The organism is Bradyrhizobium genosp. P (assembly GCF_049949265.1).
Lineage (GTDB): Bacteria > Pseudomonadota > Alphaproteobacteria > Rhizobiales > Xanthobacteraceae > Bradyrhizobium.
In genome coordinates, this window is sequence record NZ_CP188195.1 from 1049215 (window position 1) to 1070284 (window position 21070).

Here is a 21070-nt window from a genome sequence, read left to right on the forward strand (position 1 = left end):
TGGGTCGGAGCCCTGCGACGAAGGCAGCCGTGGGCTGCTGAGCGATCTGATGGGCCGTAACAAAAGTGAAGCCCGAGCAGGCCTCGAAAGTTCTAATGCGGATGCCGACCCTCCGGTCATTTGGGGAAGGCCGCACGTGTGGGGAAGCAATCGACACGCGCACCCACGCGATCCGCCGGGGTAGTGGGCACGGCACGTCGGAAGGGTAGTTCGCAGTTACAGGGGGAGACCCGTCGCGGACGAGGGTAGCGGCCTCAGCATCGCATCAGGCGGTGGTCACGGCGGGAGTCGGACGGGGCCATAGGAGCGTTGATGCCGGGTAATGCCGGTGGAGCAAAGGGCCCCGACTTCTGGTGCGCTTTTGAAGATGGTGAGGTGAAGGTGATTGGTGATGAGCCTGACAACGCCTGATAAGATCCGGAGCCTTCAGAGAAAGCTCTACTGCAAAGCGAAGGCGGAGCCCACCTTCCGCTTCTATCTGCTCTACGACAAGATCTGTCGCGAGGACATCCTAGACCACGCCTATCGGCTTGCCCGCGTTAATGCGGGTGCACCAGGTGTGGACGGGATGACGTTTGCTCAGATCGAGAAGCAGGGCCTGGAAGCATGGTTGGCGGGCTTGCGCGCGGAACTGGTCTCGAAGACGTACCGACCTGATCCGGTGCGGCGGGTGATGATCCCGAAAGCGAATGGTGGCGAGCGTCCGCTCGGCATTCCGACCATTCGTGATCGTGTGATTTAGACTGCCGCCAAGATCGTGATCGAACCGATCTTCGAGGCTGACTTCGAGGACAATGCCTACGGCTACCGGCCCGCTCGCGGGGCGGTGGACGCGGTCAAGGAAGTGCACCGGCATTTATGCCGGGGCTATGCCGACGTAGTTGATGCTGATTTGTCCAAGTACTTCGATACGATACCGCATTCCGAGCTGATGAAGTCAGTAGCCCGGCGTGTGGTGGATCGAAACGTCCTGTGCCTCATCAAGATGTGGCTGAGGGCGCCGATCGAGGAACGGGACGCGGACGGAGCCCGGAGTATGAGTGGCGGCAAGCGAAACACGCGTGGCACGCCGCAAGGCGGTGTCGCAAGTCCACTGCTGGCCAACATCTACATGAACCGGTTCCTGAAGCATTGGCGTTTGACTGGCTGCGGCGAGAGCTTCCAGGCTCACGTCGTCTCCTATGCCGACGACTTCGTTATCCTCAGCCGCGGTCGTGCGGCGGAGGCACTAGCGTGGACGAAGGTGGTGATGACCAAGCTCGGGTTGACGATCAACGAGGCGAAAACTTCGTTGAGAAACGCCCGACAGGAACGCTTCGACTTCCTCGGCTACTCGTTCGGCGCGCATCGGTTTGAGGCGAACGGGAATTGGTATCTGGGTGCAAGCCCGTCCAAGAAGAGTGTGCAACGGCTCAAGACAAGAATTGGCGACCTTCTGGTGCCGAGCAATATCGATCCATGGCCGGAAGTATGTGACAAGCTGAACAGGTCTCTGCGAGGCTGGTCCAACTACTTTGGCTACGGCTCGCTGAGCAAGGCATACCGCAGCGTCGACCAATACGTCTTTGAACGATTGCGCAGGTTCCTCGCGCGAAGGCACAAGGTGCAAGGGCGCGGCAATCGCCGATTTACATTCGATGTTATTCATCGAGAACTCGGCGTTCTGTGCCTCCAACGCCTGCCCCGAGCGGTCCCGTCGCGTGCCTTGCGGTGAAGCTGGTCGGAAAGCCGGATGCCGGAAATCGGCCCGTCCGGTTTGATGAGCGGGGATGGGAAACGGGGCGTTGGCCATAGGCCCCAAGCTACCGCGCCCATCCTCGACTCTACGTGCGCCCCGAGGGCGCGAACTACCAGTGAGGGAGGAACTCACCCGGATAATTGTCGATTGGTCCGGAAGCTGGCAGGCGGCTCGGCCGGGTAACTGGCTGGGTCGGAGCCCTGCGACGAAGGCAGCCGTGGGCTGCTGAGCGATCTGATGGGCCGTAACAAAAGTGAAGCCCGAGCAGGCCTCGAAAGTTCTAATGCGGATGCCGACCCTCCGGTCATTTGGGGAAGGCCGCACGTGTGGGGAAGCAATCGACACGCGCACCCACGCGATCCGCCGGGGTAGTGGGCACGGCACGTCGGAAGGGTAGTTCGCAGTTACAGGGGGAGACCCGTCGCGGACGAGGGTAGCGGCCTCAGCATCGCATCAGGCGGTGGTCACGGCGGGAGTTGGACGGGGCCATAGGAGCGTTGATGCCGGGTAATGCCGGTGGAGCAAAGGGCCCCGACTTCTGGTGCGCTTTTGAAGATGGTGAGGTGAAGGTGATTGGTGATGAGCCTGACAACGCCTGATAAGATCCGGAGCCTTCAGAGAAAGCTCTACTGCAAAGCGAAGGCGGAGCCCACCTTCCGCTTCTATCTGCTCTACGACAAGATCTGTCGCGAGGACATCCTAGACCACGCCTATCGGCTTGCCCGCGTTAATGCGGGTGCACCAGGTGTGGACGGGATGACGTTTGCTCAGATCGAGAAGCAGGGCCTGGAAGCATGGTTGGCGGGCTTGCGCGCGGAACTGGTCTCGAAGACGTACCGACCTGATCCGGTGCGGCGGGTGATGATCCCGAAAGCGAATGGTGGCGAGCGTCCGCTCGGCATTCCGACCATTCGTGATCGTGTGATTCAGACTGCCGCCAAGATCGTGATCGAACCGATCTTCGAGGCTGACTTCGAGGACAATGCCTACGGCTACCGGCCCGCTCGCGGGGCGGTGGACGCGGTCAAGGAAGTGCACCGGCATTTATGCCGGGGCTATGCCGACGTAGTTGATGCTGATTTGTCCAAGTACTTCGATACGATACCGCATTCCGAGCTGATGAAGTCAGTAGCCCGGCGTGTGGTGGATCGAAACGTCCTGTGCCTCATCAAGATGTGGCTGAGGGCGCCGATCGAGGAACGGGACGCGGACGGAGCCCGGAGTATGAGTGGCGGCAAGCGAAACACGCGTGGCACGCCGCAAGGCGGTGTCGCAAGTCCACTGCTGGCCAACATCTACATGAACCGGTTCCTGAAGCATTGGCGTTTGACTGGCTGCGGCGAGAGCTTCCAGGCTCACGTCGTCTCCTATGCCGACGACTTCGTTATCCTCAGCCGCGGTCGTGCGGCGGAGGCACTAGCGTGGACGAAGGTGGTGATGACCAAGCTCGGGTTGACGATCAACGAGGCGAAAACTTCGTTGAGAAACGCCCGACAGGAACGCTTCGACTTCCTCGGCTACTCGTTCGGCGCGCATCGGTTTGAGGCGAACGGGAATTGGTATCTGGGTGCAAGCCCGTCCAAGAAGAGTGTGCAACGGCTCAAGACAAGAATCGGCGACCTTCTGGTGCCGAGCAATATCGATCCATGGCCGGAAGTATGTGACAAGCTGAACAGGTCTCTGCGAGGCTGGTCCAACTACTTTGGCTACGGCTCGCTGAGCAAGGCATACCGCAGCGTCGACCAATACGTCTTTGAACGATTGCGCAGGTTCCTCGCGCGAAGGCACAAGGTGCAAGGGCGCGGCAATCGCCGATTCACATTCGATGTTATTCATCGAGAACTCGGCGTTCTGTGCCTCCAACGCCTGCCCCGAGCGGTCCCGTCGCGTGCCTTGCGGTGAAGCTGGTCGGAAAGCCGGATGCCGGAAATCGGCCCGTCCGGTTTGATGAGCGGGGATGGGAAACGGGGCGTTGGCCATAGGCCCCAAGCTACCGCGCCCATCCTCGACTCTACCTGAACGGACGTCGCGAGCCGATTGCTGCATGCAGATCACTGAGGCAGCGCCACCCCGGCGATTTGCATGACGCCAAGCTGGTCGAACAACTCAATCTGTTCACCGTTCAGCACTGGAATGTAGCAGCGACGTCTGGCACCCAAGATCAAGATACAGAGCTTATCCTCCGCGACCGTCCATGTCCCGGCTGCAGGTCCAAGGGCCTCGTCCCAGTGCGGATAGGTCATCCGGCCGTCGGGCTCGAATCGCATTGTGAACGGACCATCCCTGAGCTTGGTACCGAAGCTGATCGTCTTGCCCTGGAATTTTGCGGCCAGGGTCTCACCTGTCGGTCGTTCGCCGGTCGCTGCGGTCAGCGAGGCATCGGGCCCCGGATGATAGCCCTCGGCCTTCAGGATCAGCCAGAAGAGCCTGCCAATACTACGCATAGAAGGTTCGGTGAAGGGCGTGTCGCGGTCGACACGGTGCACCACGACGAGGTCGAGTGCGGGCACGACTAAGGCGTATTGGCCGCCAGCACCTTGGGCCAAAAAACTGCCCTCCGGCAAAGTTACCGTAGGCGCAACGTCGCCGCCCATAAAACCGGTCCACCAGAGATAGCCATAGCCGAACCCGAACGCCGCTCTCGAATGGCTACGCGTACTCTCTTCCACCCACTCCCGCGGCGCGATCTGGTGTCCGGCCCAACTGCCGTTGTGCAGATAGAGAAGTGCAAAACGCGCCAAGTCCCGTGCGCTCATGCGGATCGCATAGGCGGGGTGGATAGACTCTTCGCCGCGGACGTAGCTGCCATCTTGTTGCCGGTAGTCCTGCATGCCGATTGGCTTTGCGATCTTTTGGTCGAGCGCCTCGAAGATGCCGGTGCCAGTTGCGCGCTCGTAGATCGTGCCCAGCGCGTTGAAGTCCCAATTGTTGTAATACCAGAAGGTGCCGGGCGGGTGGCTGCCGCGCGGCGGTCTCATCTTGGCCATGTCCGGCGTCTCATAGAGCGCCGCGTGGTAGACCCCGGAACGCGCTTCGAGGAGTTCGCGCACCGTCGCGCCCTTCTCGATCCCGGTCAAGCCAGGCGGATTATCGTCGATGCCGAGTTCGCCAAGCGTGCTGTCGAGGTTGATCAGGTGATCCGACACTGCGACGCCGATCAGGGCGCTGAGTAGGCTCTTGCGGATTGAAGCGAGTTCCATTGGCTTCGTCGTATTGCCCCACTCGGCCACCACCCTTCCGTGCTGAACGATCACAACCGCGCTCGAGCGAATCTGATCCGAAAAGGATCGCGCTTGGGCTAATTCGGTCTCTGACCAGCCCAATTCTGCAGGGGTGACGCGCTCCCACTCCGCTGCTGGGAAGCCATCTCCAGCTGTGGCAGGCCCGAACCGAACCAAAGCGCCGAGCAGCACGACGGCGAAAACAATCTGGCGAATAAACATTGGATCCCACGCGCTGCGAGCTTGACCTGATCGCAGCATAATACTCATTAACGGAGCTAGGCAGAACGCCTATTGAAGTATTTTCTTTGGATTCCCGCCAACGCGTTCTCATAGCGACGTCTCTTGTTGGCCCATCGCGTGATTTGAGCTCCTCGGCAATTCGCCGCTTTCGGAGCAAAAGCTGACGTCAGTCGAGCTGCTTACAGAACCGGTTTATGAGAACGCGCCTAGCAGGCGCCGATGCCGCCGAAGAGATCGCCTGCGCCGGCGTTGCCGGCCGTTGACGGTATCGCGCCCAGGCAGCGCGCGGTCGATGAGACACCGCCGCCAGCGCCACCAGCGCCCGACGTGGCGTTGGGCGTGACGGTTTGCCCGTTGGCGCCGATGCCGCCCACTGGTCCCGTTGTCACCGGGGTAGCCCCTGCCTCCGTCGGAATCTGATAGGTGGGGGCGCCGAGCGGATCGGACGCGCAGCCGAATGCCGTCAGATTGGCGCTCAGCGATACGCCGAACGGACAGGGCACCGCCACGGGCGCAACGGTACTGAAGCTTCCTCCCGTTGCGCCGGTCACTCCCTGGCCTGACGGCACGATCGCGCCGGTCACCGTGCTCATCGCGTTGGTCGGGGGATTGACCTGCGCGCCGGTTTGAGCACTGACCTGAGGGTTCGGCTGCGTGCCTACCGACGAACTCACCTGCGCATGAGCGGTGGCATACACGCCAAGCCAAAGGGTGACCGCAAGAATGAGTATTCGTTTCATCGCGCTCTCCTGTCTTGCCGAAGCGACGATGAGGTCGTGATACGGCTTCCGCCCGCCCGTTGCTCCAAACGCCTCCGACGCAGAGGGGTTCCCTGGCATCGCGCCTCGGTGCCGGGCTTCGCCCAACGGCTGCATGCCGGCTTGCCCGTCATCGCGAGAAGCCTCCCGCAGCGGCGTCCCAGCCATCCGGCATGAACGGAATGATGGTCACGCGTCGCGATGAAGGTGCCGATCGAGCGGGAAAGCGCCGAGCCGATTGTCCCAGAATCCCGCGAGCAGCAGGGACCCGAATGTCCGCTCAGAGGCGCCCAGGAAAATAGCTGGTGCCGGCAGGTTGGCCAAGGCGACGGTCACCAATCGATTCGCCATCGTTGTCCCGTGGTCCCCCATCTGACGGCGGCCCTTGATATTCCGCTAAATCCGGGAAGAAATAGCTGGCTTTGTCTTGGCGGACCTGCGTACCGATCACCGCGATATCCGCTTTTGGCCCTTTGCGACCTGCTGGCAGACCCTGGGCGCGTCTGCTTCCGAAGGCATTGCGGAAGTCGGATTGCTCCGGCGCCAGGACCGTTCGTGACCCTCAACTGTCCGGCACATCTTGCCGGTGACCGAGCGTCTAGGCTAAGGTCTTCCAGCCGCATGCCCTCCGGTAAGCATGTGTGAAGCTCCCCGCCACGACGGATCACGGGCAAGTGTATTCCGTGCGCTCTCGCGCCTCTTCCGTCGTGTTTCCATGCGGCCGCTTTCAGCACCCGCGCAGCGATTGGCACCTTGGGTGGCCTCCCGCTGAAATTGCCCTCAGCTTCGAATGTTCGGGCTCGCCGCGGCGTCTGCTGCTTCGCCTATGGCAGTTTCACGTCCATGCCCATATTCTTCTTCACGTCAGCGACCCATTCATCATCGCTCGCGGCACCCAACGCCACCCATTCTTCATCCGTCTTGTTCTTGCGCCAATTAATAAAGCTAGCTCCATCCGCGCCCGTCGGGTTCCGGAGCTTCACGCTCTTGCCATCGACGATGTCTTGAATGGTTTTGGCAACTTCGAACGGGGACGTGGGGTTGCTCAGCGACGCCGCGAAATACGCGCCCAGGCGTCGCCCGTGCGTGGAGTATGGGTTGGGTGGCGCTACCGGTCTAGGTGTGGTTGTCAGCGGTGTCGCAATCACACCCGGCTCTACGATGGCTACCCGGACGTTGAACGGGCTCAACTCTTGCGCGAGGCATTCGCTCAGCCCTTCAAATGCCCATTTCGAAGCCGCATACGCCCCTTGCGGCGACAATCCAAACTGGCCGGCAACCGAGGTGATATTGATGATGCAGCCTCTCCGCCTTTCCCTCATGGACGGCATTACCGCTTTGATGCATCGGAGGCCGCCAAAGAAGTTCGTTTCCATTACCTGTCGGAACACGCTAACAGGCATCAACTCGATTGGGCCGCGAGCTCCTATTCCCGCATTGTTGACCAGGACGTCGATTTGGCCCTTTTCGCGCAAGACATGGTTGAAGGCATCGTCAACCGAGCTGTCACTATCGACGTCAAGCCGTACGATGGTGACGGCAAGGTTCTCTCTCGACGCAATCTCTCGAAGCTCGCCGTCGCGATCTAGGTTTCGCATGCCCGCGAATACAGTGTGTCCAGCTCTCGCCAGGGTAATTGCAGTTGCCTGACCAATGCCAGTGCTGGTGCCAGTAACGACAATAACGCCCATTTCAAAAGCTCCGTTACCCCAATATGTCCGGTGGTCCAAAAGCTGCGTGTGGTAATCATCGCGAGAAATTCGTCGGTGTTCAAGAAATTCTTTGTCACAAAGATGAAAGTTTCAAACCTCCATGTTCGGTACGATTATCGTGCCTGCTCGGATCGTGGACAATCGGCTGGCGTGTTGGCTTCAAGACCACGAAGGCGCTTGGCCGTGGAATACCTCTAGGTGATCGCGCTGCGGACGCTGTGATCGAATAGCGGTGTTTGTTGCAGTGCATGAGTCCGGAATTGGGCCAGGAGCAGAAGTGGCTCCCGCGGAGGAGAGCTGCTAGTCTGCGGAGCTCGAAAGCGACTGGGATGATCTCGGGGCATGCGCCGCCGCATCTTCTGGGTGGTCATCGGAGTACCGCTGACGTTGATCGTCATCGGTGGAGGGGCGGCACTCTCGATGCCTGCGGTACGCCATCTTATCCCGGGCTTGTGGAATTTGCCCGATCGATTGCCTGCTCTCGCTGGCAACAGCCAAGTACACTATCAGCCAGGTGCCGAAGATTATGCTCGTGACGTGGCGGCGCTGCTCCCAGACGCCATCACGCGGATTGAAGCCGCGCACGGTCGACCCTTCGCGCGTCCTGTAACCGTGGGCGTATATGCGACCATGGAAGCATATGCGGCTGCAAACGGCCTGGGTATCTGGTCGTGCTGGCTTACCGGGAAGCCGGAATGTTTGTGACGTACCTTCGAGAGTCGGATGGGCCGGCCTTTGACCGGATGATGAACGCGATTTTGGACGGCAACGCCTTCGACGAAGCGATAACCGTCGGTTACCACGATGACGTGCGGTCACTATGGCGGAAGTTCATGGCGTCAAGCCTCGATCGAAAATGACCGCTTCGGGTGTGCGCCGTGAAAAGGCGGCGCTTTCCAGTGGGTGCAAGTCCCACCCGGCAACCGCTCCAGCCGGAAGCAACCGGAGCAGTCATGGAGGTAACGAAATGGCTGAAGCCTCTGGTTAGCGTGTCACGATATACGGTGACAGCGCGAGTGTGCAGGCCGTAACGCGAGTAAACGCCGAGCAAGCCTCGAAAAGGACGATGCGCAGGCCGACCCGACAACCCTTTCGGGGAAGGCTGATACGGCTGGGTGAATGAGCGAAGCAGTACGCCCAGCCGCTGCGCCGGGGTAGTGGCGACAGCATGTACACAAGGAAAGCGTACGCAACACGGGAGACCCCAGGACGTGGTCAGGGATGATCAACCGGATGCCCGTGAGGGACAGGCCGGGCGCCCTGGGGAGACGGAGAGGTTCGCAGTACCGCTGAAGCCGGGTAATGCCGGGGGAGGGAAGGGACCTCAGTTCAAGACGAACGCAAGACGTAGTGAGGGACCTGGAGATTGGGCAACCTATCAACTCCGAAAAGTGTTCAGAAGCTGCAGACGGCGTTGCACGCGAAAGCGAAGGCAGAAGCCGGCTATCGCTTCTATGCCTTGTACGACAAGATCAGCCGCGAGGACATCCTGGCCCATGCCTATGCCCAGTGCCGCTCCAACAAGGGCGCACCGGGCGTGGATGGGCAAGATTTTGCGGGCATCGACGCGTATGGGGTGCAGCGGTGGCTTGGCGAACTGGCGCTTGCGCTCAGGCAGGAGACTTACCGACCGGACCCCATCAGAAGAGTGTTCATCCCGAAGGCCAACGGCAAACTCAGGCCGCTGGGCATCTCAACCCTGCGGGATCGGGTCTGCATGACAGCAGTGATGCTGGTGCTGGAACCGATCTTTGAAGCCGACCTTCCACCAGAGCAGTACGCTTACCGTCCCGGGCGCAATGCCCAACAGGCGGTGGTCGAAGTGGAAGCGCGGCTGTTCCGAAGCCACCCGGAAGTCGTTGACGCCGACCTCGCGGACTACTTCGGGAGCATTCCGCATACCGAACTTCTAAAGTCGGTAGCGCGCCGGATTGTTGATCGGCGCGTGCTGCATCTGATCAAGATGTGGTTGGAATGCCCCGTGGAAGAAACCGACGATCGAGGAAGGAAGACACGTACGACCGAAGCCCGGGACAACCGGCGCGGCATCCCGCAAGGTTCACCGATCTCACCATTGCTGGCAAATCTCTACATGCGCCGGTTCGTGCTGGGATGGAAGATGCTCGGGCTGGAACAAAGCCTCGGCTCTCGCATCGTGACCTACGCCGACGACCTTGTGATCCTGTGCCGGAGAGGCAAAGCCGAAGAAGCCTTGCAGCGACTGCGCGAGATTATGAGAAAGCTGAAGCTCACGGTCAACGAGGAGAAGACACGAATCTGCAAGGTCCCGGAAGGGGAGTTCGACTTCTTGGGTTACTCGTTCGGGCGGATGTACTCAGCGAGGACCGGCCAGGCACGCCTGGGTTACCGGCCATCAAAGAAGAGCATTAAGCGCATGGTCGAGAACGTCCACGCGCTGACCGACCGATCGGGGACATGGCAAGAAACCACAGAGCTAGTGGGCAAGTTGAACCGCACGCTACGCGGATGGGCCAACTACTTCAACGTAGGCACCGTCAACAAGGCGTATCGAGCGATCGACAACTACACAGCTGTGCGGTTGCGCCGGTGGTTGCGCATCAAGCACAAAGTTAGGCGACGCAAGGGCGGGACTTATCCACTCTCGCACCTCTACGGGCACTTCGGGCTCGTACGCTTAACTGCGCGTGGGCGCGACGTGCCGTGGGTGAAGGCGTGAAGTCTTGTCCGAGAGCCGGATGCGAGAGATTCGCCCGTCTGGTTCGATGAGCGGGATGTGGAAACGGAGTCATGGTTGAACCACTAAGGCACCGCCAGACGAAAGAGGCGGCAACAGATATGTTCAGCCTAAAGCCACCGCGCCACATCTCGACTCTACCAAAACTCGGAAGTCGCGTTCGGTCACTGTGACGTCGGCTGTACCCCGAACAACGGACATGGAGAGGCCCGCAGCGGTTCGCAGTCTGCGGCGTTCCCGTGAGCCACGGCGGTACCTAACGCCTTGAGGTGGCGAAGAGTTCACCAGCGGCTCCGATGAAGCTCCAAAGTCGCCAATAGGAAAACTTGGGAATTCAGAGCCCGAAAAGGGTGTGCCGCGCAATGCTGGGCGATCAGGTCTTTGCCTTGTCCTTGTCAGTGCTCACCGCGCGGAGCGCCGCTGGCTTATTCGCTTTCGGGCTCGGTGCATCGACAACCAAACTGTCAGACTCCATTCCGGGAGGAGATTTGATCACAGGCTCCTTCGGTAAGCTGTCGGCAGGCTCGTACCACGGGGCTTTCTCAATCGTTCCGCCCTCAAGGGCTTGAGCCATCAACTTTCCAATTTCTGTCCCAGTCAGCGGCACAAGGCTGCCGTCCTCGTTCTTGTAAAGCTGCGGACAAAAGTAGAGCGCGTGTATTCGTGGATCATATCCATTCTACGAAACGGGCCAAGCGCGATTGTGCAGACAGCGCGCACCGTGAGACCAGAAGTACCCCCCACCCGGTGAAAGGGATCGCGATTATAAAACCTAGAACTTGAACGTTTGGACTCGAATGGTGCGTTGCTAACCAAGCTGCCATGGCAACACCAAGTCCACCGAAAAGGAGACCAGCCAAGAAGCAAGCAACTCGCACGAATAAATCATCCCGCGCGAGCGCAATGAGGAGACGACGCAAGAACCGTTTTATAGTGCCGATGCTCCGCCGGGAGAAGGTCCAACATTCCTATCTCCTCCTCCTCGCTGACCGGTTAAGGCGTCTGTGAAAGTTAGCATAATTCCAACGCTAAGCAGATGCGCCCAGAGCCGCGCTGCCCCCATTCTACTGTTGGTGCGCGCAAGGTGCGCGGCCCAACAGTTCTCGGCCGCCATGCCCGCACGCAATCGTGCCCGGGCCGATAGGTCCGCTTTGGGTCCGGTCGGGAACGGACTCACGTTAGTGTGCCTGCCGCCTACTTGTTACTTTCGGAGCTTCGCGACGGCGGCTCGATGAATGTTTGTTGAAGCCTTTCGGTTGCACGATCTAAGACTTCACATAGTATCTTGTTCGTACTTTCGTTGTAATCAATATCGGCGAGAGTGGAGACAAGTTTGGCTGACCTTCGGACAGCGCTTTTGACCCAAAGCGAAACTGCGCGGCCAAACACGGTATGCTACGTTAGATGCCCATACATTCACTCATTCATCGGAGGAGTGTCATGCGTGCGATATCCGCAATCCTTCTCGCAATTTCAAGTCCTGCATTCGCCGCGGGTCCCGACAGCCTTATCGGCAATTGGAAACTCGTGTCATCGCAGGTGGTCGTCGAAGGGCAGCCACCGCAGGATCTCTTTGGATCAAACCCAAGGGGCTACCTCGTTTTGACGCCGGATGGTCGCAGCATAGTGTTGACTACCGCGGACGGGCGTAAAGCCGGAATGGGCGATGCTGAGCGGGCTGCTCTGCACAAGTCGATGCTTGCATACACCGGCAAATACCGGGTCGAAGGAGATGACTTCATTACGGTAGTTGATCTCTCGTGGAATGAGGCATGGAACGGAACTGAGCAGAGACGTCACTTCAGGATTGAAGGCGACAAGCTCTTCATCGAGTCAGCACCGGGACCAAGCATAGTATTTCCGGGCAAAATTGATTTTCGTAGGATTGTTTGGGAACGAGAGAAATAAACACTCCGCGCGTTTCGACTTAACAGGGAGAACAGCATGCAACGCGAGTTGAGGCCAGCGGTCGCTGCGGTGCTTTTGCTTGCGGCGATGCCGCCGACATCTGCGTCAGACGAGGTGCCCCCACTTCGAATCAACTATCTCGCATTCCCGGTCGAGTGGAATGGAAAGTCCGTCATGATCGGAGCACGGCTTCAGGAGCCCGCCAATTCGACTGGAAGAATTCCTGCCGTCATCCTTCTGCATGGTACAGTGGGGGTCCGATACAGCGGTGTGTATTACGCGACCGCGCTCAATCGGGCCGGCATCGCTACGCTCGAAGTAGACCAGTGGGGCGGACGCGGTCTTCCCGGCGGGGCATCAAGCCGCCCGAAAGGACTGGGGGATATGCTGACGGACGTGAAAGGCGCTTATCGTCTGCTCTCCGAACGCTCCGAAATCGACGCAGCGCGCATCGCGCTGATCGGGAGTTCGATGGGCGGCATCGAGACGATGCTGATGATGACCCGCCACTATAGCGATGCAATCCTCGGCCCGGGCGTTCACCTCAAGGCGGCGGCGGCGCTCTACCCCATATGCTGGCTTTACAATCACGTGCCCGGCGGCGGCTTCGCCGATCTTGTGGACGCGCCTGTCCGAATACTCGTCGGCAGCGCAGACGACTACGATGGCGGGCAGCCAGCGTGCGAAACACTTCTGCACGATCTCGCGCCAGCTGATGCAGCGCATTTATCGCTACGGATTTTTCCGGGAGCCACGCATATTTTCGACGCCTTTGAAGGCTCCTTCGAATACTACGATCCGACTGCCAATCGGCGTCAGGGCGGTACCATCCATGTCCGGCCCGATTCAGAGGTCCGCCAGGAAGCGCGTGATGATCTCGTCTGGTTCTTCACCGCTTCATTTAAATAGAGCCTCGCAGCGCGAAGGCGGTGATCGAACAAGGACGGTGACGTCCGCCATGTCCTTTCTAAGACGTGACGAATAGAGAGTAAGCGTGTAGGTCATCCCACGTAGCGGATGATGTTCGATTGTCAGAGAATCTCCTGGTGATTTGTCCCAGGAGTTCATGAGAGCGAACATATGTCTGATACGAAGAATTTCGAAGTTATCACAGCGGCGGCCGAGCGGCTTTCGGTGAGTCCCGGGCGGAGCTACCGCACCTGGTCGCGGGAGGAGAAGGATCGCATCGTCGGGGAAACGTTTGCGCCGGGGGCGAACGTGTCGGCGATAGCGCGCTGTCATGGGATCGATCCATCGCAGTTGTTTGCGTGGCGACGCAAGGCGCTGGCCTCGGGAATGGTGGCGCCGCTCTCTGGGGCGCGAGACCGATCGGTTAAGTTCGCGCGCTTTGAGACCATGGCGGGGGAGATGGTGGAAATCGTCATCGGCGATGTCGTGGTGCGCGTTGGTGGAGATGTGGAGGCGGGGCGGCTTGCTGCTGTGATCCGGGCGGTTCGGCAGGCATGATCCCGGCGGGTGTTCAGGTTTACGTGGCCAGCACGCCGGTCGACTTCCGCAAGGGAGCCACGGGTTTGATGGCGCTGGTTCGAGATGGTGGGGCCGACCCCTTCAGCGGAGCACTGTACGTGTTCCGTTCGAAAAGGGCGGATCGGATCAAGGCGGTTTGGTGGGACGGCAGCGGGGTATGCCTGTTTGCCAAGACTCTCGAGGAGTCAAAGTTCTGCTGGCCGAGGATTGCGCCGACCCGGGTGCAGCTGAACCATGCGCAGTTGCTCGCGCTGATTGACGGGCTGGACTGGACGAAGGTGCGTCCGGTGGTTGTGAAGCGCCCAGAAACGGTAGGCTGACAAGCTGCGGCGAATTGAATCAGGGTGCTGAAAAGTTTGGAAGAGTGGCGGCGACTCTGCTGTGATGGCGACGATGACGACGCCCGTTACAGAGCTCCCGACGACGCTTGCCGAAGCCCACGCGCTGATCGTCGCCTTGGCGGAAGAGCGGGCGGCGATCGAGGCCGAGAACAGCCGCATTGCCGCTGCAAACACCGATCTTACGGCGATCAACAAGGCCGCCGATGCGCGGATCGTGGAGCTGACGGCGATCGTCAAAATGCTGGAGCGCACGCTTTACGGCACGCGCTCGGAACGCTTGCGCAGCGACAAGCTGAGCACGGAGCAGATCGCCTTCGTGTTCGAGGAGATTGAGACCGGCGTGTCGGCGGTTGAAGCCGAACTGGCCAAGGCTGGCGGCAAGGACATGCCGAAACGCGTGCCGCGGCCGCGCAAGGAGTTCGGGGCGCATCTGGAGCGGGTGGAGATCGTCATCGAGCCGGAGGTTCCTGCCGGGTGCGAGGGGCTGGAGAAGGTGCTGATCGGCGAGGACGTGTCGAAGCGGCTGGATGTGACGCCGGCGAAGTTCCGCGTGATCGTCACGCGCCGCCCGAAATACGCCTATCGCAACCGCGACGGCGTGGTACAGGCGCCAGCGCCTGCCCATTTGATCGAGAGCGGCCTTCCGACTGAAGCGCTTCTGGCCCAGATTGCCGTCTCCAAATATGCGGACGGGCTGCCGCTTTACCGGCAGGAAGCGATCTACGCCCGCGATCGGGTCGAGCTGGACCGCTCGTTGATGGCGCAGTGGATGGGCAAGGTCGGCTTCGAATTGCAGCCGCTGGCCGACTATGTGCTGGAAAAGGTCAAGCAAGGCGAACGGATCTTCGCCGATGAGACGACCCTGCCAACGCTCGCTCCCGGATCCGGCAAGACGCAAAAGGCCTGGCTGTGGGCTTATGCCCGTGACGACCGGCCGTTTGGCGGCATCGGTCCACCGATGGTCGCTTATCGCTTCGAGGACAGCCGTGGCGGCGAATGCGTCGAGCGCCATCTGGCAGGCTTTGCTGGCATCCTCCAGGTCGATGGCTATGCCGCCTATAATCGGCTCGCCAGGTCGGCGGGCGCCAACGAGGGAGTGCGGCTTGCAGCGTGCTTTGCCCACGTCAGGAGACGGTTCTACGAGCTTCACGTCAACGAGAGCTCGCGCCTGGCGACACAGACCGTCACCACCATGGTCGAGCTGTGGGAGATCGAGGCCGATATCCGCGGCCAGGATCCTGAGACGCGGCTGAATGCGCGCCAGCAAAGGTCCGCCCCCATCGTTGCGGCGCTGTTCGATCTGTGGGAGAAGGAGCTGCCGCGTCTGTCCGGCAAATCCAAGCTCGCCGAGGCGATCCGCTATGCCACATCCAGACGCGCCGCACTCGAGCGCTTTCTGAGCGACGGTCGTATCGAGATCGACTCCAATATCGTCGAGCGGACCATCAGACCCCAGGCAATCACAAGAAAAAATGCGCTCTTCGCGGGTAGCCATGGTGGCGGCCGCTCCTGGGCGACCATCGCTACGCTTCTGCAGACCGCCAAAATGACGACGTCGATCCACTCGCCTGGCTCACGCAAACGCTCGAGCGCATCGCGAACCGGTGGCCGATCACTCAGATCGATGCCCTCATGCCGTGGAACTTCAGAGCCTGAACGGCTTCGGCTACACGCTTACAATAGAGACACTTTCGGCAATGCATGAGTCCGGAAGTGGCCCGAATGCGAAGTCCGGGCGGACTCTGGAATTGTCCGCTAATCGGGATAGACCGGAAGTGACTGGCCGACATTCCAAACGGCGCTTATGACCCAACCCGGACGTCCGCTAAATCGTCAGACGAAGAAAAAATGGCTCGCGTGCAAGCTCGCGATATTTACGCCGAGTAAATCGACCGTGTTTCCGGAATGGCTTGGATCACTGATGAGAGTGCCTTCGTGCCCGTCAGACGCGGCGTTGGCGATGACCGCTGCAAAATTGTGAAACTGGCTTTTATCCAGCTCGATCGTGTCGTGGCCCTTCCCGAAATCGGTGATCGTGTTTGCACCAAAGTTGTCGCTGAATACGAATGTGTCACGGCCCCGCCCGCCCGTGAGAACATCCCCTGGTCCGCCGACGATAACATCTTTACCATTCCCGCCGCTAATCTGCTCGAACCCAAGGCTCCCGTCGATGACTTGCTTGCCATTCCCACCTGTCACGACGCTGAGATGACCGGCGTCGATAGCCGGCGTTCCACTAATGTAAGTCTCACCTGGCTTGACCACAGTCACGGTCAATGTGGCCTGAGAGTTCAAGTGGTCGGTGTTCGTTGCTGTGTAGGAGAACGTATCCTGAGCGAGCGCGTGATCAGGAAAATCGATCTTCTTGTTTGCTTCGTAGGTAAAGGTTCCGTCGCCGCTCACAAGCAGCGTGCCATAAGTGCCTTTCTCAACAAATTGACCCGCACCATTGATTGTCGCCCCCGTCACCCCCGTCACAGTCAATACTTCATGGTTTGGATCGGAATCGTTTGCCAGAACATTGCCTGAAACATCATGGTGCTTGGATACGCCGGCAATGTCGTCTTTCGCGACCGGGGGTAAGTTGGGGGTCGCGAGAAAGCCGTGGGCGGCGCCGCTGCTGTCGAAGTAATAACCTGTGATCTGGCCCGAGGCGTTGATGTCGCTGGCAACGGTGTTGGTGGCGAAGGGAGCATCGATGGTGGTGTAGCTGCCGTGGCTGTAGAGGAAGCCGTGTTCTGGGCCAAAGGTGCCGTCCCGGTAATACCCGGTGATCAGGCCCGAGGCGTTGATGCTGAGGGCAACGGTGTTGGTGCCGAGGGGATCATCGATGGTGGTGTAGCTACCGCCGCTGTAGAGGAAGCCGTGTTCCAGGCCGTTGGCGTCAAGGTAAGACCCGGTGATCTGGCCCGAGGCGTTGATGCTTTGAGCAGTGGTCTCGTTGGCGGCGAAGGGATCATCAATGGTTGTGTAACTGCCGCCACTGTAGAGGAAGCCATGGGAGCCGGTGCCGTAGCCGGGGTTCTCCTGGTAATACCCGGTGATCTGGCCCGAGGCGTTGATGCTTTGAGCGACGGTGCCGTTGGTGGCGAAGGGATCATCGATGGTGGTGTAGCTGCCGCCCCTGTAGAGGAAGCCATGTTCAAGGCCGTTGGCGTCCTGGTAATACCCGGCGATCTGGCCAGAGGCGTTGATGCTGTTAGCAAAGGTGCCGTTGGTGGCGAAGGGATCATCGATGGTGGTGTAGCTGCCGCCGCTGTAGAGGAAACCATGGAAGAAGCCGTTGCCGTCGTGGTAAAACCCGGCGATCTGGCCCGCGTCGTTGATGGCGGAGGCAAAGGTGCCGTTGGTGCCGAAGGGATCAGCGATGGTGGTGTAGCTACCGCCGCTGTAGAGGAAGCCATAAGACCCGTTGCTGTAGTAAGAACCAAGGATCTGGCCCGCGTCGGTGATGCTGCCGCCAGTGGTGTTGTTGGTGCCGAAGGGATCATTGATGGTGGTGTATGAATAAGTCGGCATGTGTGGGGCCCCTCTAATGGCCAGCCCGACACTTTGAGCCGGGACTAGCGGCGAGTTTGCCAAGCAGCGGAGCGCGGCCCTATTCACGACTCTCGGCGCGTCGCTGCCTTCCGGGTGTATTTTAGCTCGCCACAACCCAAAGTCAAACGAAGGCCATTACGATCAAATCAAAGTGATTCCCCTTTCGTATGCGCACCACGTGCGGCCTAGCGCTGAACGCGCTCTTGGGCGTCGGCATTCGGCAAATGGCATCATGACCGCTGTTGGCCCATTTGAGACTCATGGACTCGCAGGTCCTGCTTCTGCTGCTGGGGGAATAGCGGACATCGTCGAAGTCTGGTCAGACAGTCCCGTTCAACCCGAACTACATCAATCGGCAGCTGCGCCCTTATGACTGAGAGTGCCTAGGCAAACTGATAAGGTTTCGCCCCAAAGCTTATCAGCCGACCCCTCGTGGCCCTGGAAAGCGCAGTCACCGACCAGCAGGGACAATTGAAGACGATTGCGGACTAACGGCCTGGCCATCGACGATCGACGCACTGCAAGGCACAACGGCCTGCCCCGCTGCCTAGACCGGCAGCCCCATTAGCGCACGACGACCGCAGGAACACAGCCCACGCCGAACCCGAAGCCCCCCGCGTGCCGCAAATCCCGTCGGCCCATCTCCGTCGGCGGCGCACCGTTGAACGTAAAGTGCAGCTGCGCGAAACTTCGGCCCAAGGTAACCTGGTCGCGCCTGGCTGTCGGGCGCGCCCGCCGGCTGCAAGCTGCTGCTGAGCGCGGCTGATCGTGACGCTGGAGTGCCATTGGGACGCGAGCTTGTTCGTATTCTAGCTAACAGGCAGCGTTGCACTATTTCCAGATTGTTAGTTGCGAACTTGGCGAGCCGTTGCTAACAGCGACTGCTGTCTAAACACTAAGGAGTTGAGACTTTGAAAGCTGCCAAAACCAAGAAGACACCTCGTCGTGAGTGGACTGCGGCGGATTTGAGAGACCTCAAGAAGCATTCGAAGGCACGTACACCCATCGAGAACGTTTCGAAGGCGATGAAGCGTACTATCGGCGCGCTGCGCGTAAAGGCATCGCAGCTCGGAGTAGGCTTAGGTCATCTGCGCTGATGCCTTATCAAAGTCGCGCGACCCTGCCGGACACGCTAAGAGCGCATCTCGCATGCTACGGTGACACGCTCAGCTAATTCCGTGTCTAAGGTCGACACTCAGCGGCAGCCATTGGGCACGACCGAGTTGGTAATCAGTAACGGCCACCATCGCGCTTTTGCTGCGTTGGCCATTCCGATAAGGTCCTGGGTGTTGTTCCTGAAGTCCTGCGATTTGGTTGGCTCGGCGTTGCCTTGAGATTGTCGGATCGCCAGATCAGCAGCATCGGCGGCGGCCCTCGCATGCTCGGCGGCATTCGGATCGATTGAGCCGCCGAACTCCGACTATCGGCTGTCCGGCGGCTCGCACTTAGGACACGGTTCTCACGCAGCGCGTGTGGCTCGAAGAGTGCTTAATGTGCCATTCCAAAGCTCGATCCTGGCTTGGATGCTGTTGCACGCGGCCCGTAGCGCGCGTTCGTCCCTCTGCGGCGAATCCGCGACCAGGCCGTCGAGAAGTTCTCTCCCCATTGGGCCATGACTGTCGCCATCGAGCTCGATGTGCCGCTCGATGTAGTAGACGAAATTGCGCAAGCGATCTTTGTCGTGCTTGATGCCAGGGAGCGTCTTCTGAAGCCTGCTGAACATCTCGGGGATGATGTCCTCGCGACCATAGAAAAATGCCGCTAAGACCTCTTCCGTCGACCCCGACTGGGCTAACGTCATCGTATGCGCGACAAAAGCTCGGACATGAGGCGGTGTTCCCGTCCGTACCATACTCCGTTCGACCGACGTACCGACTCGCGCCAGCGAGCGAAACGTTTCGAACTGGCGGGTGCTTGCGCCGACATCCGCCATGGCGCGGAGGTAGAGATCCAGGTGGCTGACATAGGAGCCGTCCGGATCGACATCGGTCTCCTCACCAATCACAATATCATTGATCAGGCGCGCGGCCCGCGCATTCTCCGCCGGGAACCACGGCACTTTTGTGCACGTCAGGTCTTGCTGCAGCCGCTTCAGCAGCGACATGAAATCCCAGACCGCGAAGACATGATCTTCCATGAATCGCCTCAGATCGTCGACGGAAGCAACCTCCGCGTAGATGGGATGGTTCAGTAGTCCCGCGCGAAGGGTGGCTAGGTGGTCACGAACCTGCTTCGACATGTTTGACCTCTATTTGGCATGTTTGACCTTGGCTCTGGGTTGAAGGGTGAGCCCGGCTTAGGAGCCCTCATCTCTTTTGTGTAGCGCCAGATACAAGCCGCTATCAGTCGTGCGTGATGCGGTTTGACTATGGGTGATGTGCGCGCCGCCTTTCCCGTTGCGGGCGACACGAGATGGAACGGCGGGATGCAGAGGAGAGCCGTATGCTGCGCGCAGCAGCTTTTCGTTAGGGGAGTCCAAAATAAGGTTGCGTCTGTAACAGTGGAGTCGTGCGAATGCGCCGTGCATGATCCGCGCGCACACTCCTTCCTGACTCTGAATTTATTTCCTGACTTTGAATTTATCCAGGCACGGCTCGCGCAGAGTTGAGCCACGGACTCGTCAACGGCAGTAACGAGCTCGTCAAGGTTCGTAGCGCTTCTTCAGGACCAACGCTACCTGCGAAGAGCATCGCGTTGAGAGCGATCTTGCTGAAGGAGAATGGTTATGTTGCGCAAGACAATTATCGCGTTATTGGCAGTCGCGTCCGTTGGCCTGGCTGCGCCGACAGTGGCGTTGGCACGTGGCGGCGGAGGAGGAGGTGGTGGTGGTGGCGGCCACGGAGGTGGCGGCTTTGGCGGAGGAGGAGGAGGAGGGGGTGGTGGCGGCCACGGAGGTGGCGGCTTTGGCGGCGGCCACGGCGGTGGCTTTGGCGGTGGCGGTTTCGGCGGCGGAGGTTTCCACGGCGGCGGCCTTGCTGGCGGTTTCCACGGTGGCCGAAGCGGCGGCTTCCATACCGGGATAGCTGGCGGTTTCCATGGCGATGGATTCCATGATCGTGGCTTCCGCGGTCGTGGCTTCCGCGGTCGTGGATTCGGCTTCTTCCCATATGACGATGCTTATGATTATCCGTATGGGTATGGCTATTACCCATATGCCTACAACGATACGTACAGTGACAACGGCAGTTGCCGTGTAGTTCATCGACGCGTGCACACCAAGCAAGGCTGGCGTCGGGAAGCCGTTCAAGTCTGCGGTTAATAGACCGTCGTAGATCGACGTTGATCGCAACCTGGAATGGTCCGATTGAAAGACTAAGAATCGATCACGGCGCGATTCGCCGGCCGGCCTCGGCGCGCGCAGAGGCCTGCGCCGCGCATAATCGCGGCCCGCGACGTTTGTCGTTA

The 21070-nt window shown here is 59.9% G+C and carries 19 protein-coding genes and 1 pseudogene; 12 read left to right on the forward strand and 8 right to left on the reverse strand.

The window, feature by feature from the left end; translation table 11 throughout:
- Nucleotides 1-385: 385 nt before the first annotated feature.
- From ACP2YO_RS05090 to ltrA (ACP2YO_RS05100), 3 genes are all read left to right on the forward strand, one after another.
- On the forward strand, nucleotides 386-742 hold the full coding sequence (locus ACP2YO_RS05090; RefSeq protein ID WP_426439647.1) for a hypothetical protein: 357 nt from the start codon (nucleotides 386-388) through the stop codon (nucleotides 740-742).
- Between the two features lie 15 nt (nucleotides 743-757).
- Nucleotides 758-1714: a reverse transcriptase domain-containing protein gene (locus ACP2YO_RS05095; protein WP_426439649.1), complete on the forward strand. Its 957-nt coding sequence runs from the start codon at nucleotides 758-760 to the stop codon at nucleotides 1712-1714.
- 603 nt (nucleotides 1715-2317) lie between these two features.
- Complete coding sequence (ltrA, locus tag ACP2YO_RS05100) at nucleotides 2318-3640, forward strand: group II intron reverse transcriptase/maturase (RefSeq protein WP_426435889.1); 1323 nt, start codon at nucleotides 2318-2320, stop codon at nucleotides 3638-3640.
- 149 nt (nucleotides 3641-3789) lie between these two features.
- On the opposite strand, the gene ACP2YO_RS05105 is transcribed toward ltrA (ACP2YO_RS05100), so the two are convergent.
- The 4 genes from ACP2YO_RS05105 to ACP2YO_RS05120 form a co-directional block, all read right to left on the reverse strand.
- Nucleotides 3790-5181: a serine hydrolase domain-containing protein gene (locus ACP2YO_RS05105; RefSeq protein WP_426439651.1), complete on the reverse strand. Its 1392-nt coding sequence runs from the start codon at nucleotides 5179-5181 to the stop codon at nucleotides 3790-3792.
- A gap of 227 nt (nucleotides 5182-5408) precedes the next feature.
- Nucleotides 5409-5942 carry a hypothetical protein gene (locus ACP2YO_RS05110; RefSeq protein WP_426439653.1) on the reverse strand — a complete coding sequence of 178 codons (534 nt, stop codon included), beginning with the start codon at nucleotides 5940-5942 and terminating at the stop codon, nucleotides 5409-5411.
- Nucleotides 5943-6149: 207 nt separating this feature from the next.
- Complete coding sequence (locus tag ACP2YO_RS05115) at nucleotides 6150-6299, reverse strand: hypothetical protein (protein WP_426439655.1); 150 nt, start codon at nucleotides 6297-6299, stop codon at nucleotides 6150-6152.
- A gap of 485 nt (nucleotides 6300-6784) precedes the next feature.
- The gene (locus tag ACP2YO_RS05120; protein WP_426439657.1) at nucleotides 6785-7651 is read right to left on the reverse strand and encodes an SDR family oxidoreductase; all 867 of its coding nucleotides are present in this window, start codon (nucleotides 7649-7651) and stop codon (nucleotides 6785-6787) included.
- 363 nt (nucleotides 7652-8014) lie between these two features.
- Here ACP2YO_RS05120 and ACP2YO_RS05125 point away from each other — a divergent pair, with 363 nt between their 5' ends.
- The 3 genes from ACP2YO_RS05125 (at nucleotide 8015) to ltrA (ACP2YO_RS05135) (ending at nucleotide 10370) form a co-directional block, all read left to right on the forward strand.
- Nucleotides 8015-8377 carry a hypothetical protein gene (locus ACP2YO_RS05125; protein WP_426439659.1) on the forward strand — a complete coding sequence of 121 codons (363 nt, stop codon included), beginning with the start codon at nucleotides 8015-8017 and terminating at the stop codon, nucleotides 8375-8377.
- Nucleotides 8368-8532, forward strand: a complete 165-nt coding sequence (locus tag ACP2YO_RS05130) for a hypothetical protein (RefSeq protein ID WP_426439661.1) — start codon at nucleotides 8368-8370, stop codon at nucleotides 8530-8532. Before ACP2YO_RS05125 ends, ACP2YO_RS05130 begins: the two co-directional genes overlap by 10 nt.
- Before the next feature lie 599 nt (nucleotides 8533-9131).
- Nucleotides 9132-10370 (forward strand): group II intron reverse transcriptase/maturase, encoded by a 1239-nt coding sequence (gene ltrA, locus ACP2YO_RS05135; RefSeq protein WP_426434049.1) that lies wholly within the window; start codon nucleotides 9132-9134, stop codon nucleotides 10368-10370.
- Nucleotides 10371-10761: 391 nt separating this feature from the next.
- Here the strand turns inward: ltrA (ACP2YO_RS05135) and ACP2YO_RS05140 are convergent, their stop codons facing one another.
- Entirely contained in the window at nucleotides 10762-10962 is a 201-nt protein-coding gene (locus ACP2YO_RS05140; protein WP_426439663.1) for a hypothetical protein, read from the reverse strand.
- Between the two features lie 866 nt (nucleotides 10963-11828).
- On the opposite strand from ACP2YO_RS05140, the gene ACP2YO_RS05145 reads away from it, so the two are divergent.
- From ACP2YO_RS05145 to tnpC, 5 genes and pseudogenes are all read left to right on the forward strand, one after another.
- On the forward strand, nucleotides 11829-12296 hold the full coding sequence (locus ACP2YO_RS05145) for a lipocalin-like domain-containing protein (RefSeq protein ID WP_426439665.1): 468 nt from the start codon (nucleotides 11829-11831) through the stop codon (nucleotides 12294-12296).
- A 36-nt stretch (nucleotides 12297-12332) separates the two neighbouring features.
- Nucleotides 12333-13205: a dienelactone hydrolase family protein gene (locus ACP2YO_RS05150; protein ID WP_426439667.1), complete on the forward strand. Its 873-nt coding sequence runs from the start codon at nucleotides 12333-12335 to the stop codon at nucleotides 13203-13205.
- A 171-nt stretch (nucleotides 13206-13376) separates the two neighbouring features.
- Nucleotides 13377-13763 carry a transposase gene (locus ACP2YO_RS05155; RefSeq protein ID WP_426435284.1) on the forward strand — a complete coding sequence of 129 codons (387 nt, stop codon included), beginning with the start codon at nucleotides 13377-13379 and terminating at the stop codon, nucleotides 13761-13763.
- Nucleotides 13760-14104: an IS66 family insertion sequence element accessory protein TnpB gene (tnpB, locus tag ACP2YO_RS05160; RefSeq protein WP_426433797.1), complete on the forward strand. Its 345-nt coding sequence runs from the start codon at nucleotides 13760-13762 to the stop codon at nucleotides 14102-14104. The genes ACP2YO_RS05155 and tnpB overlap by 4 nt, the downstream gene beginning before the upstream one ends.
- Before the next feature lie 73 nt (nucleotides 14105-14177).
- Nucleotides 14178-15781 (forward strand): annotated as a pseudogene (gene tnpC, locus ACP2YO_RS05165) (IS66 family transposase).
- A 177-nt stretch (nucleotides 15782-15958) separates the two neighbouring features.
- Here tnpC and ACP2YO_RS05170 read toward each other — a convergent pair.
- A complete protein-coding gene (locus tag ACP2YO_RS05170; protein WP_426439669.1) occupies nucleotides 15959-17644 on the reverse strand; it encodes an Ig-like domain-containing protein in 1686 nt (561 codons plus the stop codon).
- Nucleotides 17645-18576: 932 nt separating this feature from the next.
- On the opposite strand from ACP2YO_RS05170, the gene ACP2YO_RS05175 reads away from it, so the two are divergent.
- Nucleotides 18577-18762, forward strand: coding sequence for a hypothetical protein (locus tag ACP2YO_RS05175; RefSeq protein WP_426439671.1), 186 nt, complete (start codon nucleotides 18577-18579; stop codon nucleotides 18760-18762).
- 362 nt (nucleotides 18763-19124) lie between these two features.
- On the opposite strand, the gene ACP2YO_RS05180 is transcribed toward ACP2YO_RS05175, so the two are convergent.
- Nucleotides 19125-19904, reverse strand: coding sequence for a DUF3050 domain-containing protein (locus ACP2YO_RS05180; RefSeq protein WP_426439673.1), 780 nt, complete (start codon nucleotides 19902-19904; stop codon nucleotides 19125-19127).
- A 510-nt stretch (nucleotides 19905-20414) separates the two neighbouring features.
- Nucleotides 20415-20954 (reverse strand): hypothetical protein, encoded by a 540-nt coding sequence (locus ACP2YO_RS05185; protein WP_426439675.1) that lies wholly within the window; start codon nucleotides 20952-20954, stop codon nucleotides 20415-20417.
- Between the last annotated feature and the right edge of the window lie 116 nt (nucleotides 20955-21070).